The sequence below is a fragment of the Sphingomonas sp. MMS24-J13 genome (genome assembly GCF_044905095.1).
Lineage (GTDB): Bacteria > Pseudomonadota > Alphaproteobacteria > Sphingomonadales > Sphingomonadaceae > Sphingomonas_I.
This window is the reverse complement of sequence record NZ_CP173258.1, coordinates 2802461-2819039: the sequence shown is the minus strand read 5'-3', so window position 1 is coordinate 2819039 and position 16579 is coordinate 2802461. Positions and strand designations below refer to the sequence as shown.

The 16579-nt window shown below is 65.6% G+C and carries 13 protein-coding genes; 6 read left to right on the top strand and 7 right to left on the bottom strand.

Annotated features, from left to right (window positions below):
- Window positions 1–13: 13 nt before the first annotated feature.
- Genes AB4Z44_RS13105 through AB4Z44_RS13095 form a run of 3 tightly spaced genes read right to left on the bottom strand, consistent with a single transcriptional unit; the run spans window position 14 to window position 3391 of the window.
- Complete coding sequence (locus tag AB4Z44_RS13105) at window positions 14–772, bottom strand: SDR family NAD(P)-dependent oxidoreductase (RefSeq protein ID WP_404710142.1); 759 nt, start codon at window positions 770–772, stop codon at window positions 14–16.
- Window positions 759–2852 carry an AMP-binding protein gene (locus tag AB4Z44_RS13100; RefSeq protein WP_404710141.1) on the bottom strand — a complete coding sequence of 698 codons (2094 nt, stop codon included), beginning with the start codon at window positions 2850–2852 and terminating at the stop codon, window positions 759–761. The genes AB4Z44_RS13105 and AB4Z44_RS13100 overlap by 14 nt, the downstream gene beginning before the upstream one ends.
- Window positions 2849–3391: a thermostable hemolysin gene (locus tag AB4Z44_RS13095; RefSeq protein ID WP_404710140.1), complete on the bottom strand. Its 543-nt coding sequence runs from the start codon at window positions 3389–3391 to the stop codon at window positions 2849–2851. The genes AB4Z44_RS13100 and AB4Z44_RS13095 overlap by 4 nt, the downstream gene beginning before the upstream one ends.
- Window positions 3392–3636: 245 nt before the next feature.
- Here AB4Z44_RS13095 and AB4Z44_RS13090 point away from each other — a divergent pair, with 245 nt between their 5' ends.
- The 3 genes from AB4Z44_RS13090 (at window position 3637) to AB4Z44_RS13080 (ending at window position 6499) form a co-directional block, all read left to right on the top strand.
- Window positions 3637–4104, top strand: a complete 468-nt coding sequence (locus AB4Z44_RS13090) for an RNA polymerase sigma factor (RefSeq protein WP_404710139.1) — start codon at window positions 3637–3639, stop codon at window positions 4102–4104.
- The gene (locus tag AB4Z44_RS13085) at window positions 4101–4676 is read left to right on the top strand and encodes a hypothetical protein (protein WP_404710138.1); all 576 of its coding nucleotides are present in this window, start codon (window positions 4101–4103) and stop codon (window positions 4674–4676) included. Before AB4Z44_RS13090 ends, AB4Z44_RS13085 begins: the two co-directional genes overlap by 4 nt.
- A 74-nt stretch (window positions 4677–4750) precedes the next feature.
- Window positions 4751–6499, top strand: coding sequence for an alpha/beta hydrolase family protein (locus AB4Z44_RS13080; protein ID WP_404710137.1), 1749 nt, complete (start codon window positions 4751–4753; stop codon window positions 6497–6499).
- A gap of 111 nt (window positions 6500–6610) precedes the next feature.
- Here AB4Z44_RS13080 and AB4Z44_RS13075 read toward each other — a convergent pair whose 3' ends face one another.
- Window positions 6611–6907, bottom strand: a complete 297-nt coding sequence (locus tag AB4Z44_RS13075; RefSeq protein ID WP_404710136.1) for a putative quinol monooxygenase — start codon at window positions 6905–6907, stop codon at window positions 6611–6613.
- Window positions 6908–6936: 29 nt separating this feature from the next.
- A complete protein-coding gene (locus AB4Z44_RS13070; RefSeq protein WP_404710135.1) occupies window positions 6937–9888 on the bottom strand; it encodes a TonB-dependent receptor plug domain-containing protein in 2952 nt (983 codons plus the stop codon).
- A 304-nt stretch (window positions 9889–10192) separates the two neighbouring features.
- Here AB4Z44_RS13070 and AB4Z44_RS13065 point away from each other — a divergent pair, with 304 nt between their 5' ends.
- Together AB4Z44_RS13065 and tam are read left to right on the top strand one after the other, a co-directional pair.
- Window positions 10193–10552 (top strand): hypothetical protein, encoded by a 360-nt coding sequence (locus AB4Z44_RS13065; protein ID WP_404710134.1) that lies wholly within the window; start codon window positions 10193–10195, stop codon window positions 10550–10552.
- 51 nt (window positions 10553–10603) lie between these two features.
- Entirely contained in the window at window positions 10604–11377 is a 774-nt protein-coding gene (tam, locus tag AB4Z44_RS13060; protein ID WP_404710133.1) for a trans-aconitate 2-methyltransferase, read from the top strand.
- Here tam and AB4Z44_RS13055 read toward each other — a convergent pair whose 3' ends face one another.
- Window positions 11378–12175: a VacJ family lipoprotein gene (locus tag AB4Z44_RS13055; RefSeq protein ID WP_404710132.1), complete on the bottom strand. Its 798-nt coding sequence runs from the start codon at window positions 12173–12175 to the stop codon at window positions 11378–11380. It abuts the gene before it with no gap.
- A 306-nt stretch (window positions 12176–12481) separates the two neighbouring features.
- Between AB4Z44_RS13055 and AB4Z44_RS13050 the strand changes: the two genes are divergently transcribed.
- Window positions 12482–14335 (top strand): AsmA family protein, encoded by a 1854-nt coding sequence (locus tag AB4Z44_RS13050; RefSeq protein WP_404710131.1) that lies wholly within the window; start codon window positions 12482–12484, stop codon window positions 14333–14335.
- Window positions 14336–14365: 30 nt separating this feature from the next.
- Here the strand turns inward: AB4Z44_RS13050 and AB4Z44_RS13045 are convergent, their stop codons facing one another.
- Window positions 14366–16462, bottom strand: coding sequence for a PQQ-dependent dehydrogenase, methanol/ethanol family (locus AB4Z44_RS13045; RefSeq protein ID WP_404710130.1), 2097 nt, complete (start codon window positions 16460–16462; stop codon window positions 14366–14368).
- Window positions 16463–16579 lie beyond the last annotated feature (117 nt).

The window sequence follows — 16579 nt, the reverse complement described above, 5'->3', positions numbered from 1 at the left end:
TCTCTCCTTCGGCCTATCCCGCGAACATGCTGCGGGCGGTCGCGATCTGGCGGGCAAGCCCGCGATCGACGGCCGCGGGCCATGTCGCGTTCAATTGGGTGAAAATGCGTTCGGGCAAGCCGATCGATACGTCGCTAGCACGCGCCTCGATCGCATCGACGATCCGATCCGCGACGATGTCGGCGCGATCGGCCTGCATCTTCGCAAGCGTCATGAAGCGTTCGATCGCGCCGGCGATGGCGGCGGTCTTCACGGCCCGCGGCGCAATGTGGGTCACGGTGATGCCGCGTCCGCTCAACTCGCGGCGCAGGGCCTGGCTCAGCGCCTTGAGGCCGGCCTTGGCGCTCGAGTAAGCGGTGAAATAGGGATAGGGAATGGCACCCATCACCGATCCGATGTTGACGATCTGGCCGTCCCGTCGGGCGATCATCTGCGGAACGACGGCGCTGGCGAGGATCGCCGGCGCGACGAGATTGACCGTATAGCCGAGCGCGATCCGATCCGCGCTCTGATCCTCGATCGGTCCGAAATATTGGAGGCCGGCGAGATTGACGAGGATGTCCACCTGACGCGCGGCGAGCGACTGCGCCAGTGCAGCCAGCGCTTCCTGATCGCCGAGATCGGTGATCAGGCTTTCGTCGCACCAGGCGCACGCCGCGCGGACTACGCCGGTAACATGCGCGCGGCGGGCCCGCAGGCGCTGGGCCACAAGCGAGCCGATCCCGCCGGCCGGGCCGGTCATGACCACCCGGCATCCGTCAAGCCGCGACACGCATCGCCTCCAGCTCGATGCCCGCGAAGACGCCGCCGAACAGGCCGAACATCGCTTCCGCCATGGCGATGATGGCAGCCTGGTCCTCCGGCTCCTCGATCCGGTTCATCAAATTCTCGAAGAAGACCATATGGTCCTGATCCAGCGCGCCGTGCGAGGTGAGGTAGCGGAACGCGGTTTCGGGCAGGCCGAGCGATGCCCGGACGGCGCCGGCCCCGTGGCTTGCCATGACGATGCTCGTCCCTTCGAGCACGTAGACCATGCCGAAGAACGCCGCCGGATTGCCCTCGCGTACCGTGCGATAGGCATGATCGACCATCGCCTTCGTCGAGGGGGCAGGGCTGCTTGCCGCGGCCGCCGCACGGTCTCCGCCGGCTGCCGCGATGTCGTCGAGGATCCAGTGCTCGTGCCCCGTCTCCTCGACGATATAGTCGTCGAGCGCCCGGACGAGCGTGGGGCGATGGCCCAGCCGCTTCCGCGCCTCCTGCATCAGCGGTACGGTGTGGCGCACGTGATGAAATGCCTGCGTAAGGTAGGCGATATAGTCGGCGATCGAGATACGCCCGGTCAGCCCTGCCACCAGCTGCGGCGTCACCGAGAAGCGGGCCTGCGCCTCGCGCGTTTCCGCCACGAGGCGTTCGAAGAACGGGCGATCGGGTCCCGGTTTCTGGAACGGAAAAGCGGCGTCGATCGCGCTTCGCCGCAAACGGCCATTGCCGGTGAGCAGGCCGAGTCCGGGCGTGAACGGCGGCACGATCTGCCATTCGGCAACCTGCGCATAAGCGGGCAAGGCGGCATTGGCCGCCGCGATCGCTCCGGCGATGTCGGCGTCGGGCCTAGCCGGCACGATCAGCGCGTCGAGCGCGGCACGCCCGTCGCCGCGCACCATCGCCTGCGCGATCTCCGGCTCCGCGGTCAGCAGGCCCTCGATCCATTCGGGCGAGATATTGCGGCCGTGGCTGGTGATGATCAGCGCCGACTTGCGGCCTTCGATCCAGAAGTTGCCTTGGGCATCGAGACGCCCGAGGTCCCCCGTGGCCAGCGGACCGGCGGCGCGCGGTGTGCCCGGCGTGCCAAGATAGGACGGCCCATCGATCATGATCTCGCCATCGGCGGCGAGACGGATGGTGTTCACGCCGATACTCTTGCCGACGCTGCCCCGCGAGTCCGTCGCGCCGTCGTCCAGCGCGACCACCGATGCGCATTCGGTCAGGCCGTAGCCCTGCCGCACCGGCAGACCGAGCGCGGCTGCGGCGTCGAGCAGGGCGGGGGCGACACGCGCGCCACCGACTGCGACCAGCGTCAGCCGGGGCAATGTCGCCCCCGACGCGCGCATCGCAGCGATCAGCCCGGCGAGATATTCGGGCACCAGGATCAGCGAGGTGATCGCATGCGCATCGATCGTGCGCAGAATGGCCATCATGTCGGGGCGAAACGGATTGGCCATCCCTACCCCGGCCTGCGGCAGCGCCACATAGGTGCCGCCCGCCAGCAAGGTCGCGTAAAAGCCGGCGACATTTTCGAGCAGGATACCCGGTGGCAACAGCGGCAGATGGCGCCCGGCATGCTGCACGCCCAGATACGCCACAACCGCGCCTGCGACCGCGCCCATATGGTCGAGCGACAGGCAGATGCCCTTAGGATCGCCGGTCGATCCCGAGGTGAAGGTTATGCGCGCGGTGCCCCGCGGGAGCGCGGCCGTCGGATGACCGGTCGGCGTAATCGATAGGGCGAATGTCGGCGAAGCGCCGTCCGCGATCCCGACCGCCCCCTCGATCACCGCCGATGCACCGGCGTTTGCCAGCGAGGCGGCGATCTGCTGGGCATTGAAGAAGCGCGGCAGCGGAATGGTCGGCAGGCCCGCCTCGACCAAAGCGAGATCGAGCACGCACTCCGCCACCCCATGGTCGATGCGCGTCGCGATCGGGCGATCGGGCGAAAGCCGTCCACGAAGGTCCTCAGCCAGCGGTGGTATCAACCGCGCCAGCGTCGCCCATGTCAGCGGCGTCGCACCGTCGAGCGCGATGGCGTCGGGGCGGTCGGCCGCGTGTGCGCGGATCGCGTCGAGCAGCAGGGTCATGCCTGCCCCCCACGCCGGATCGCGCGTTCGAGCGCGGCCCTGCAACGGGCGATGTCGCCTGCGCACAGCAGCGGGTCCGTTTCGTAATAGCGCCCCCAATGCCGGGCCGCGTCGCCCATCGCTTCGATCCGCGCCGGCGCGAGCTCGACAAGCTCCAGATCCAGGCGTTGGAACATCGTTCGCATCGGACGGGTCAGGACGGCGACGGCGATATCGGCCTGGCTTGCCAGAGTGACCGCGGCCTCGCGCCACAAGGCGATCGTCGCACCGGGGCGATGCGACGCATGATCGCCGAGCTCGACGATCCGGCCACGCGGTACGGGCCGCGCGAGCCGCGCGGTCAGCACCTCTTCGATCGGCTGATCGAGATATCGCTCCAGGAACAGGGGCTCCGCTCCGGCAGACCGAAAACCGAGGACGGCCTGGGGCTTCTCGGGCGAGCCGATCGTCAGATAGCTGGGATAAGCGCCGGCTGGGGACGCGTCATGGGCAGTGGCGTAACGATCCTGGATAAGCGAACGTATGGCGGCATGGTGCATGCGTGCCCTCCTCGATGGCCAGAGGACGGCACGATCACGGCTTCACCCGAGTCCGCGGCGGAAATTTTTTGGCAGTCTGTCGTGGTGCCGCCGGCCCAGTCGGCGGGGACGCAGAAATTTCGCCCGACCTGTAAGACTTTTCTCTGTGCGCTGACTAACCATCACAGGCGATCGGGAGGGTGACAAGTTTGGGTACCGGGGCACAGGACGCGCAATATTTCGCGGCTGCCCGCGAGCATGGCGCCATGATCGAGCGGCTGGCGCGCGGATATGAAGCCAACCCGGAGATGCGCCGCGACCTGGTGCAGGAAATCCATGCGGCGCTGTGGCGCAGTTTCGCGATTTATGAAGGGCAATGTGCGGAACGCAGCTGGGTCCACCGGATCGCCCACAACGTCGCGGTTACGCACATGATGGCGGGTCGGCGCGGCCGGAAACTGGCGCTTGTCGGGCTGGATGAGATAACGGAACTGTCGGCCGATAACGATACCGAACGGGAAACCGGGGTGCGTGGCCTGGCGAACCGCCTGCTGGCGGCGATCCACCGGTTGAAGCCCGCGGACCGGCAGGTGATGCTACTCTACCTGGAAGACCTCACCGCGGCCGAGATCGGCGAGGTGACCGGTCTAACCGCCGGCGCCATCGCGGTGCGCATCCACCGTCTCAAGGCCTTGTTGGCGCAACCCTACAACGCCGAGGAGAAGCAGGCATGACGCTCGATCCCAAGCACGCTTGGCAGACCTCCGGAGAAGCACATGACGTACCCGCGCTCGCCGAGGTTCGGGCCAAGGCCGATAAATTCTATCGCCAGGTGCGGCGCCGCAATCTGATGGAATATGCCGCCTGCGTTTTCGTGGTAATTGCCTGTAGTCGTAACGCCTTCGTGCTGCCGCATATCCTGCAGAAGATCGGTTCGGCCTGGATTGTGGCGGCGGCATTCTATGTCGCCTGGCAGCTTCATCGGCGAGGCTCCGCCGTGGCGCCGGAAAAGGCAGTCGATATGCCAATTTATATCTTTGCCCGCACGCAGCTGGTCCGCCAGCGCGATCTGCTGCGAAACATCTTCTGGGGTTACATCCTGCCGTTTATCCCGGGCCTCGCGCTCGTCCTGATCGGAAACGGGCAGGACCCCGAGCTGTCCCGGCATGTGCCCATCTGGCAGCGATGGATGGCGCTGGGTTTCATTGTGGCGGCGTTTACCGGCGTTTGGTGGCTCAACCAGAGGGTGGCGCGGAAACTGCAACGCCGCATCGACGAAATCGACGCGCTGACCGGGGAGCACTGAACCGTCCAGCGGTCGCGGTGCCCGGTGCTGTACATGCTGTTTCGTCGATGTCTCTGCTTCTCGAGGAGGACTTCATGCGATTGACCTTCAGATCCCTATTGCTGGCATTGTCGCTCCTCGCGGGAGTGGCCATCGATGGAGCCGCGTTCGCGCAGGCTGCGCCCGATCCGGTCGGTAACTGGCATGGCGTGCTCGAAACGCCACGCGGCGGGCTAACCCTGATCATCTCGGTCAGCCGCGCGCCGGACGGCACGCTCAAGGCTGACCTGGAAAGCCCGGACCAGGGAGCGGGTAAGCTCCCGGCGACCAGCATCCAGACCGAGGGCGAACGGCTCTCTTTCACGCTCGTGCCGATCAGCGCTTCGTTCAAGGGCAACTGGGTTGCCGCCGAGCAAGCCTGGAAAGGTACCTTCACGCAGGGCAGCGACTTGCCGCTCAAGCTCACCAGGGGGCTGCCACCGCCCAAGCCGGCGATCGACGGAATGGACGGCGTGTGGTCGGGTAAGATCACACGCAACGGCATCGACCTGCGCCTGATCCTGCGCATCGCAACCGGCGCCCGTGGGACGACCGTCTCGCTCAATTCTCCCGACCAGCTCGCCAACGGGTTGCCGGTGCAGGATTTCATGCGTGACGGACAGAAAGTGCGTTTCAAGCTGAAGATGGTCGGGGCAAGCTATGAGGGCACGCTTTCCGACGATCAGCAGCGGCTAAGCGGCAGCTGGACCGTGCCAAGCCAGCCCGCGGCGCAGATCGTCTTCGCCCGCGGGGCAGCGGCTGCCGCCAACGGCCCGCTCAAGCGTCCGCAGACGCCGCAACCGCCCTTCCCCTACACGGCCGAAGACGTGGCATTCGATAACCCGACCGAGAGCGGTGTCCATCTCGCCGGCACGCTGACGCTGCCGCAGGGCAGGGGGCCGTTCCCCGCCGCGATCATGATCACCGGTTCGGGCCAGCAGGACCGCGACGAGACCTTGCTCGGTCATAAGCCTTTCTGGGTCATCGCGGATTATCTCTCGCGCCGGGGCATCGCCGTGTTGCGCATCGACGATCGTGGCACGGGCAAGTCGACCGGGGACGTGGCCAAGGCAACCTCGGCGGACTTCGCCACCGACAGCAATGCCGCCTTCGCTTATCTGCGGACGCGCCGGGACATCAAGCCCAGGGCCATCGGCTTCGTCGGCCATAGCGAGGGCGGGATGATCGGCCCGATCGCCATGGCGACCAACAAGGACGTGGCATTTCTCGTGATGATGGCGGGACCGGGCACCGCGCTCGATCAATTGATGCTGTCCCAGCGCCGCCTGATCGCCGCGAGCATGGGGCAGAGCGAGGCGGCGATCGACAAAGCCGCGCCGGTTTGGGCCGCATTGTACAAGGCCATCGGCGCTGGCACGACCTACGAAGACGGGATCGCGGCCGCGCGCGCGGTGCTGACGCCCGAGGCAATCACGGCGATCGGCATGCCGGCGAACAGCAACCCGCAACTCATCCTTGCCCCGATGGCAACGCCCTGGTTTCGATACTTCTTCAAATATGACCCCGCGCCCAATCTGCGCGCCATCAAGGTACCGGTGCTGGCACTCAATGGCAGCCTCGACCGGCAAGTGCCGGCCAAGGAGAATCTCCCGGCGATCAGGGCGGCGCTAAAGGATAACAAGGATGCCACGGTCGTCGAGATTCCTGGCCTCAACCACCTGTTCCAGACGGCGAAGACCGGTGCGGTGGGCGAGTATGCGGAAATCGAAGAAACCGTGGCACCCGTGGCGCTCGAGCAGATGGCGGGCTGGATCAATGCGCGGTTCGGCAAAGTGAACAACTAATCGCCGGAATGTGGCGCGGCAGCGGTGGGGCTACCACAGCAAAACAACTGTTTAGAATGTGAAGGCTCAGTGTGGGCGGATGAATTGGCCGCTCGCTTCAGATACCTTGCGTCAAGCCACGTCCACCGCATCGAGCGTCACCGCGGTGCGCTCGGCGAGATCGTTGATGCGGCCGAGATAGTCGGCGAAATAGGCGCTCGCGCGATGCGCCGCCACGGCCGCTTCGTCTGTGTAGAGTTCGTCGAGGATGACGCGATCGGGCAGCGATCGATCGCGCCAGATATCGTAGCGCAGATTGCCCGGCTCGGTGCGACTGGCCGCCGCCATGCCGTCGAGCAATGCCCGCAATTCCGCAGCCTTGCCGGGGAGCGCGGTGAGGATTGCCATGATCTTCACTTGGGCGGTCATGGCAATCCTCTCCTTGGCGGGGTTTCCCCTTACTTCATCTCGAACCGCACGCCCACGCGGAAGACGCGGCCGAGCAGATCCGAATAGGTGCTGTTCGCGGCGAGGCCGGTCTCGGGCACCAGCATCGGTCCGCGGTTGAACAGGTTGGTGATGTTCGCGAACAGCTCCGCGTTGGACCGGCTGTCGACCGCGATCTTCTGCGTGATGTTGAAGTCGACGTAGAAGGTGCCCTTCACGTGGTTATATTCGTAGGTCGGGTAGTTGGTGGTCGAGAGGGGGCAGTTGGTCTGGCACTCGATGCCGGTTGCGGCATATCGGCCCGAACTAACGCCGCGCCCGACCAGGGTGAGCGAGGTATTCTTGAGGTCGTAGGTCAGGCTGGTGTTGAAGATCCACTTGGGCGTGCCGCCCTGGCTGCCGTCGAGCCCGACCGAATTGTAGACCACCGCCGACGTGACGCCGGTGTTCAGGATATTGTCGATGTAGCGCGTTGCATTGCCGCGCCAGGTGAGCATGCTCGAGTTGGTGATGCGCGTCCGGTAGGAGACGTCGAAGTCGATGCCGCGCACGAGCTGGCTGGCCGCGTTGAACGGCTGGGTGCGGAATAGCAGGTAAGGCTGGCCCGGCGCCGAGCGGGTCGGATCGGTTGTGTAGGCTGCGCAATATTGCTGCTGCCCGAGCGAGCAGAGGTTGATGATGTCCTGCGCGCCGAAGCTGCTGATCGCATTGGTCATCTTGATGCGCCAATAGTCGACCGACACGTTCAGGCCCGGCACGAAGCGCGGCGACACCACCGCGCCGATCGTCCAGTTATTGCCGATCTCGGGCTTCAAATTGGGGTTGCCGGTAACCACCGCCGAGTAGGAATAGGTCGCCGGGCCCTTTGACGCATCGTTCTTGTCATAGAGCGGGTTACGCACCGCGTCGCTGTTCGACGAACCCGCCTGGTACAGGTCGTTGAGGTTTGGCGCGCGGATATCGCGCGAACGCACCACGCGGAAACGGATGTCGCGGATCGGCTGCCAGGTCCCGCCCAGCTTCCAGGTCGTGACATAGCCCGCGGTCGAATAATCGGTCGCGCGCACCGCACCGTTGAATTCCAGCCCGAGACCGAGCGGGACCACGGTTTCGAAATAGCCTTCCTTCACGTTGTACGAGCCGTTGGTCGGCAAATAGTTGCCGACCGACCAGGCGTTGGTCGTCGCTGTGGTCGTCACGACCGGCTGGAACTGGGTCGGCACCGATCCCGCGATCTGCTCCTTGCGCCATTCGCCGCCGATCGCCACGCTGACGTCGCCGGCCCATGTCGCGAACGGGGTGGTGCGCAAATTGGCGCCGGCGGCGGTCTGCTTGGCGATCTCGATACGATAGGGGCTGCCGAGCACATAGGCGATCGCCGCAGGATTGGCGACGCCGAGGCCGAGCCGGTTGAGCGGCACGCAGGCCTTGTCGTCGTTGGTGGTGCTGGCGTCCACATTGATGCGGCACTGGATCGAGCCCGCCGCATAGCCACCCGCATTGCCCGCCTGCGCGACCACCGCGTCGGTGGCATTGGCCATCTTCGTGACGTTCATGATGTTCGTGAGCTGCTCGACCAGGCGCGAGCGGCCATATTGGCCGTAGACGTCCCAGTGTGCGGGCTTGCCGAACAAGGTGAATTCGCCTTCGGCGCCGCCAAGGTAGCGCTGGATCTCACGGGTGTTGTTGACACCGCGGAAGGGCAGGTCGGCCGCCGTCGTCGCCACCGTCACCGAGGTGATGCCGGCGAGGCGGGCGGCGCCGAGCGCGTTCACCAGATAGGCGTTGTCGGGCTTGTAGACGATGCCGGTCTGCAGGTTGGGGCCGGCGTTGAATATGATATGATCGCGATTGTACGAGGCTTCGCCGAAGAGCGAGATGCCGTCGGTGATGTCGTAGCTCAGCCGGCCGAAGAAACCGTAGCGATTATCCTTGGGGTCGAGGCCGATGCGGCGGCCCGAATCATTGACCTGCCAGCTGCCGCCCTGCGTCAGCGAGGGGGCCGCACTGCCGGTCGGCGAGGGGAAGGTCAGCGCCCCGTACTGATACTGCAGCACCTGGCCGTTGGCGCCGAAATAGAGGCCGCGCAGCGAATTTGCGGTGCCGCCAGCCGACGCGGTGATCAGGCCGCCCGGCGTCGAGTTGGCGGCACCCACCTGCGTGCGGATCAGATATTGCGGGGTGGTGCTGGTCGCGGTCCAGTTCGGATCCTGGATGCGGACATAGCCGGTCGCGTTCCAGGGACGGTCGACCTCGAAGATGCCGTCGCGATGCGCGATCTCGGCATTGAAGAGGATATGGCCGCGGCCACCGGCGAAGGACTTGCCTGCAGTGAAGCTGCCCGAGTAGGTGCCGCCATCGCCATAGGTGGTGATGCCGCGGTCGGCCGAGAACTTGATGCCCTCATACTTCTTGTCGAGGACGAAATTGACCACACCCGCGACCGCGTCCGAGCCGTAGGCCGCCGAAGCGCCGCCGGTGACGACCTCGACGTTCTTGATCAGCCCCTGCGGGATGGTGTTGATGTCGACCAGGCCGGTGACGGTCGAGCCGACCGAGCGGTGCCCGTCGAGCAGCACCAGCGTGCGGATCTCGCCGAGGTTGCGCAGGTTGAGCGCGTTGATGCCGGCCTGGCCCGAGCTCAGGTTGAGGCGCGAATTGGCCGGACGCGTCGAGCCGGCGAGTGCCGGTTGCTCGTTCAGGAAGTCGGCGATGTTGTTGGTCGGCGACTGGTTCTGGATCTGCTCGGTCGTGATCACGGTGAGCGGAGTCGGTGCCTGGAAGCCCAGGCGGGCGACGCGCGAGCCGGTGACGACGATGTCGTCGGCGGCCTTCTCGTCGCTCGCGGTCGGCGTCGTCTGCGCCATGGTTGGTGCGGCATGGACCAGCGCCAGCGCGGTCATGGCGAGTCCCGCCCGTCCGCTAAGGCCGATTCGCGAATGCGTGCGCCCGAAAATAGTCATTGCGATAATCCCTTTTTTTGGCTTTCGATCGGCCACCGCACCCTGCTGCGTCATCAGATTGTCCGGAAAAGCCGCTATGGCTTCATGCTCCGTCATCCTTGTTTTTTTGCGGTGACTGCCGATCGTTCATTTCCGGGTCAGGAGGCTACAGGCCGATGCCAAGCGGTCAATAGCCCAAAGCAACTTTGATTTCGCTCGACTATAGCCTTAGGGTATAGATGACGAAGTGCCCGCGGAGGACGCGGACGAAGGGGCAAAGGAGCGTGCCGCTTGCTGCCCGTGCCCTTCGATGTCAGGGGGCTTCATGCTTCCCCATATCCGCGCCATCGTCGCCGCCTCCGCTTACGCGGTCATCACCGGTCGCAAGGTCGCCGGACTCTATGATCATGCTGCCGACCGGCATCTGCGGGTCGCCGCCGAATGCCGCGGCGATTGGCTGCAGGCGCGCGACGGCGAGCGTTCGGTCGATTTCGGCGGCACCTTGCCCGATCTTTACGATCAGGGCGACAAGGCGTTCGTGTCCCTGGAACGCGACGGCGCTGCGGTGCGGGGCTACGATCGCGGCTCTGCGACCTTTTATGATGCGCGGGTGGCTGGCGATGTGGTGCAGTTCTATGATCATGGCACGAATGGCTGGTTCGCGTTTACCGTTCAGGTCGTTTGAATTCCCGAAACCCTCTTCGGCCTGACGCGAGGCCTACTCAGGGGAAGAACGATGAGCTGGTCCGCCCGCCAATATGTGAAGTTCGAGGATGAGCGTACCCGGCCGGTTCGCGATCTGATCGCACGCATCCCGAACCGCGAAGCCGGCGTCGCGGTGGATCTGGGATGCGGCCCGGGCAACTCCACCGAACTGCTGCTCGGGCGCTTTCCCGAGGCGCAAGTGGTCGGCATCGACAATTCGGCGGACATGATCGCGGCGGCGCGGAAGCGTATGCCGGATACGGCGTTCGAACTTCACGATATCACCGCGTGGAGCAGGGCGGAGGGGGCGGTCGACGTCATCCTCTCCAATGCGGCGCTCCAGTGGGTGCCCGATCACGGGAGCCTGCTGCCCGCGCTGGTGGGCCGGCTGAAGACCGGCGGCGCGCTGGCAGTGCAGATGCCGCACAACCTGGATGAGCCCGCGCACCGGGCGATGCGCATCGTTGCGGCCGATGGGCCGTGGGGCGACCGGCTCGCCGCGGCAGCGCGGCCGGCTGACGGTCAGCATGAGCCGGCCTATTATTATGACGTGCTCGGCGCAGCGGGGGCGACGGTGGATGTGTGGATGACGATCTACCACCATGTCATGCCCGATGTCGCTGCGGTCGTCGAATGGTTCAAGGGGAGCGCATTGCGCCCCTTCCTCGCGCCGCTCGATGCGGATGAGCAGCAGGCGTTTCTGGCGCACTATCTGGAGGCGATCAGCCCACTCTTCCCGCCGCGCCATGATGGATCGGTGCTGCTGCCGTTCCCGCGCCTGTTCTTCGTCGCCACCCGCGTCTGATCAGCCGGGCAGCTTTGCCTCGGCGATGACGGGCGGAGCGGGCTCGCTCGGCCGGCCGCGCAGATCGTCGATCTCCGCCTGACGCTTGCGCAGATAGAGCTCGCGCCGGGTGCGGTAGGGATCACGGCTTTCCTCGCGGATCGTGCGGAGCTGGTCGTCGAAGCTCGATCGATATTCGAGCCCGCTGAGCGTCCCGGTCGATGCGCCGTAGGCGAAGTCGGTGAAGGGTGCTCCGAACGCGAACGGCAGCACCAGCCGGTCGAGCCCGCCGCCGATCGCATCGCGCACCGTGGTCGGCCCGATCAGCGGCAGGAACAGGAAGGGCCCCGGCTTCACCCCATAATAGCCCATCGTGTCGGCAAAGCCGTTGGGCCGTCGGGGCAGTTTGAACGGGCGCCTTTTGGCCATGTCGAACAGGCCGGCGGCGCCGACCGTCGTGTTGATCGCGAAGCGCCCGAACGTCTCGGCAGCCTTGCCCGGCTTGAACTGGAGCAGGAAGTTCAGGAAGATGACCGGCTCGCGCGTATTGTTGAGGAAGTTACGGATGCCGTTGCGGATCGGCTCGGGGATCTTGGTCTTGTAGGCGATCGAGACCGGGCCGACGAACGCCTTGTCGACCTGCTGGGTCACCGCGAAGGATTGGGCGTTGGCCGCCACGAACGGATCGGCCGGGCTGCGCGGCCGCGCCTCCACCACGATGATATCGTCGTCGGCGGCGGGGGGCGGCGGCGCTGGCGCCGCATCGGGCGGCGGCGCGCCGGCGAGCAACGTCGCAATGACCAATATCGTCAAACTCAATCCGGTACCTTCCCTCGCCGCCGCCGTTCCCATCGGCCTTCCTGGTGAGGACGTCACCAAACTGCCTTTGTCGCAGTCCGGTCCCGAATCGCGATCGTTAGCGGATCGAACGGATCCTGCCCGGCGTTGGGGCGAAAGGAGATTTTCCACAAGGGGGCCTCCGGAACTGGATGTCCGTGCCGTCCATGGCGGCGCGGGCCGGCGTGCGCGCCATTCGCGGAGGGTCGGTTGCGATTGAGGGACGACGCCTTGGGCGCCGCGAGCGGTCCGGTTTCACGGGCGCGCAGACATGCCCGGCGCGTCGCGGTGATCGTCGCTTCGCTTCTGCTGCTGCTCCTCGTTCTTTTGCTCACGACGCTCGCCTTGATCGATCGCGGCTATCTCGATGGTCCGATCGCACGCACCGCCTCGTTCAAGCTGGGGCGGACGATCCGCTTTCGAACGTTGCGGACCCATTTGCTGGCGCGCGAGCCGGACGTCCGGATCGAGGGACTGACGATCGGCAACCCCGCCTGGCTGCCGCAGGGCAATCTGGCCGAGGTCGGCGCGTTCACGGTGCATCTGCGCTTCTGGCCGATGCTGCTCGGCCGGGCCGACGTGACCGCACTGACGATCGATCGGCCGATGCTGCGCCTCGTCCGCTTCGGCCCGCGCCGGAACAACTGGTCGATGGGCCATGGCGGGGACGGGCCTGCCTTCGCACCGCTCCGCGGCGTCGGCATCGTCTCGATCACGAACGGCCGCATCGCGTTTCACGATTATGCCCGCCAATTGATCGTCGAAGGCAGCTTCGCGCAAGCCACGACCGGACAGCTGCCTTTCACGATGGCCGGGTCGGGGATGCTTAAGGGCGGCCCCATCCGCTTCCGTGCCGCCGGCGGACAGATCCATGGCAAGGTTGTCGGCCAGCCTTACCCGTTCGTGTTGGACCTGATCGACGGCAAGACGATCCTGCGCGCGGAGGGGACCAGCGGCGATGCGTTCGATTTGCGAACCTACGCGCTGGCGGTTTCCGCGCACGGGCCCAACCTCGCCGATATCGGCTATCTCTTCAACCTGATCACCCCCAATTCGGCGCCTTATACGCTGACGACGCGTGCCTTTTCCGACGGCGCGCACCTGCGTTTCGATGCTCTGGATGCGCATATGGGCGCGAGCCACATCAAGGGCCGGATCTGGTCCAACCACTCGACCGCGCGCCGCCAGCTTCAGGCGGAATTCGATGCGCCGGTGCTCGCGCGGCAGGATATCGACGCGATGCTGTCCTCGGTGCCGCCACGCAATGTGGCGAGCATGCAATCGGGCGCGGTCAGGCCGGGCCTGCCCAGCAAATATATTCTAAGCGATGTCCCGATCAGCCTGCGTCGCCTGCGCGGGGCCGATTTCGATTTCAAGGTCCATATCGGGACATTGACCGGCTATGCCCTGCCGCTGACCGATATCTTCACCCGCATCGATCTCGATCACGGGCTGCTCGATTTCCCCTTCTTCAATGCGCGGCTTTATTCGGGCAAGGTGGCGGGCTCGGGCCGCTTCGACGGCACCAGGGCACGCCCCGTGCTCGGCGCCCGGCTCGATCTGGTCGGCGCGCGGCTCGCGGAGATCGGCCAGCCGGTATCGCCGCCGCCAGGACGGTTGGATATGCGGATCCAACTGACGGGCACCGGGAATTCGCTCCACGAAGCCGCCTCGACCGCGACGGGCAGTCTGGCGCTGAATGTCACCGGCGCGGTTGTGCCGAAGAAGGCCGCATGGATTTTGGGTGGCGATCTGTTGCGCGCGGCCTTGGGTGGCAGCGGCAAGGATCTCCCGCTGTCATGCGCGAAGGCCGATTTCAAAGGAAAGGACGGCGTCCTGCAGGTGCAGAGGCTGGCACTTGGCACATCGCTGGGCACCGCCAGCGGTACCGGCTCGATCGATCTCGGAACCGAGCAGATCGCGCTCGTCGTCCAGGGGCAGCCCGCCAAGCGACGGCTGTTCCAGGTGGCGGCGCCGGTAAAGATCGCCGGGCCGTGGCTCAAGCCGGTGATCACCGTGCTGCCGGGGCACGATGCCCGCAAGCTCGGCCTCAAAGGCAAAGCGGGGTTGTTGCTGACGCCGTTGGCGGGGTTGTTGCCGCTGGGGAAGGATAAGGCGCCGCCGGTCGCGACTTGCAGCTAAACCCTCTCCCTTGAGGGAGAGGGAGTCAGGTCAATGCGGCCCGGGCGAGCCCGACGACAGGGTCTGCACCCCGCCCCAATCCTCATTGGCGCGCGCGATCAGGTAAGCGTGGATCGCGTCGGCCTCGTCCTGTTTCAAGATGTCGGCGAAGCTCGCCATGCCCTTCGTCTTGAAGATGCCCTTGAGCACGATCGCGTTGAACGCTGCGTGCGTGTCCTTCGTCATGTGGCGCAGATCCTTGACCCCGCCGACCGCAGCCGCGCCGTGACAGACCGCGCAGGTCTGCGCGTACAGAGCCGCGCCGCGCCGCACGGTCGCCTCGTTGGCGGTCAGCGGTGGGGGTTCGGGAATGCTGGCGGCGGCCTTGAGCGGCGGCAGTTGCAGAGTGCCGCCGAGCTTGAACACCAGCAAGCGTGCCGACGGACGCGGCAATTCGGTTCCCTGGCCGCGCTCGACCTGCGCGGCGCCGCCGCCCCAGCCGGCATTGACCGCGATATATTGCTCGCCGTCGAGGCGGTAGGTTATCGGCCCTGCCACCGGCGCGCTCTGCACCGGGATCTCGCGCAATATCTTGCCGGTCTTCGCGTCGAAGAAGCCGAGCGTCTGGCGGGTGGTACCCTCGATCACGAGATCGCTCGCGGTCACCAGCACGCCGCCATTGCCGTGGCGCGGCAGCGGCACTTGCCAGGCGGGCTTCTGCTTCACCGGATCCCACGCGGTCAGCCATGCCTTCTCGTTCGCATTGGCCTCCGCCATCAGCGCGATCCGCTTCTTGAGCGCATCGCCGGTATAGCCGCCCCAGCCGCTGTTCGATCGGAACTCCTTGGGCTGGAAATTCGGATCGAGCGCATAGACCATGCCCGATTGATAGGTCGGGAAATAGGCCAGCTTGGTCCGCGGGCTATAGGCCATCGGGAACCAGTTATGCGCGCCGCCGGGCCCGGGATAGACCAGCACCGGATCGACGCCATAATGGGTCGCGGGGTTGGGGTGGACCTTGCCGGTCTTGTCGATCGTCGCCCAATTGACCTTCACCGTCGGCTCGGCCGAGAGGAATTTCCCGGTCGCGGCATCGAGGATGTAGAAATAGCCATCTTTAGGAGCCTGCATGATCACGTGGCGTTGCTGGCCCTTGATCGGCAAATCGGCGGTGATGATCGAGCTGGTGCAGGTATAATCCCAGTCCTCCCCCGGGACCATCTGATAGTGCCAGGCATAGGTGCCGGTCTTGGCATGAAGCGCGACGATCGAGCAGATGAAGAGGTTATCGCCCTTGCCCTCGCTGCGATAATGCCATGACAGTGGCGATCCGTTGCCGGTGCCAACATAGACCAGATCGGTCTTCGGATCGTAGGCGATCGAATCCCACGGATTGGCGCCGCCGCCGAGCTTCCAATATTGGCCCGACCAGGTCTTGGCGGCCATTGCCATGACCGAATCCGAGGCCTCGTGATCCGGGCCCTTCGAAGGATCGCCCGGCGCGGTGTAGAATTTCCAGAGCTTCTTGCCGGTATCGGCGTCATAGGCCGAGACGAAACCGCGAATGCCGAAATCGCCGCCGCTATTTCCGACCACGACCATCCCGTTGAACACGCGCGGCGCCCCGGTGATCGTGTAAGGGGCGGACTTCGGATCGAAGGTCTTGGTGGTCCACACCGGCTTGCCGGTGGCGGCGTCGAGCCCGATCAGCCGCCCGTCGAGCGTGGCGATGATCGCCTTGCCCTTCCACAGCGCCATGCCGCGCGCGACCGGCTCGCAACAGGCATAGCGCCCCATCTCGCGCGGCACTTCCGGATCGTAGGTCCACAGTCGTTTACCCGTGCGCGCGTCGTAGGCGGTGGCGATGTTCCACGCGCTGATATTGTAGAGCACGCCGTCGGCGTAGAGCGGCGTCGCCTCGACCCCGCGATAGGTGTCGAGCTCGTCATACCAGGCTAGACCGATCTTATCGACATTGCCGGCGTTGATCTGCGTAAGCGGGCTGAAGCGCTGCGCATTGTAGGTGCGCCCGTCGCTGAGCCAGGTGTCAGGCTCGGCCGCGGCGTTGACGAGGCGTTTCGCGTCGACGTTGGCGGGCTTGCTTTGCGAGAGCGCGCCACCGGCGAGCGCGATGCCCACCATCGCCATCGCCGCAATTTTGAAGCCGAGACCTCTCAAACCGTCATCCCCGCGAAGGCGGGGATCCATATTCTCTGAAGTTCGGAGTTTATGGATTCCCGCCTTCGCGGGAATGACGGGTGGGTG

What these genes read in the sequence shown, in the direction of transcription:
- AB4Z44_RS13100 (WP_404710141.1), bottom strand. Translation starts at nt 2,852, where the DNA reads ATGACCCTGCTGCTCGACGCGATCCGCGCACACGCGGCCGACCGCCCC.
- AB4Z44_RS13095 (WP_404710140.1), bottom strand. Translation starts at nt 3,391, where the DNA reads ATGCACCATGCCGCCATACGTTCGCTTATCCAGGATCGTTACGCCACT.
- AB4Z44_RS13090 (WP_404710139.1), top strand. Translation starts at nt 3,637, where the DNA reads ATGATCGAGCGGCTGGCGCGCGGATATGAAGCCAACCCGGAGATGCGC.
- AB4Z44_RS13085 (WP_404710138.1), top strand. Translation starts at nt 4,101, where the DNA reads ATGACGCTCGATCCCAAGCACGCTTGGCAGACCTCCGGAGAAGCACAT.
- AB4Z44_RS13080 (WP_404710137.1), top strand. Translation starts at nt 4,751, where the DNA reads ATGCGATTGACCTTCAGATCCCTATTGCTGGCATTGTCGCTCCTCGCG.
- AB4Z44_RS13075 (WP_404710136.1), bottom strand. Translation starts at nt 6,907, where the DNA reads ATGACCGCCCAAGTGAAGATCATGGCAATCCTCACCGCGCTCCCCGGC.
- AB4Z44_RS13070 (WP_404710135.1), bottom strand. Translation starts at nt 9,888, where the DNA reads ATGACTATTTTCGGGCGCACGCATTCGCGAATCGGCCTTAGCGGACGG.
- AB4Z44_RS13065 (WP_404710134.1), top strand. Translation starts at nt 10,193, where the DNA reads ATGCTTCCCCATATCCGCGCCATCGTCGCCGCCTCCGCTTACGCGGTC.
- tam (WP_404710133.1), top strand. Translation starts at nt 10,604, where the DNA reads ATGAGCTGGTCCGCCCGCCAATATGTGAAGTTCGAGGATGAGCGTACC.
- AB4Z44_RS13045 (WP_404710130.1), bottom strand. Translation starts at nt 16,462, where the DNA reads ATGGCGATGGTGGGCATCGCGCTCGCCGGTGGCGCGCTCTCGCAAAGC.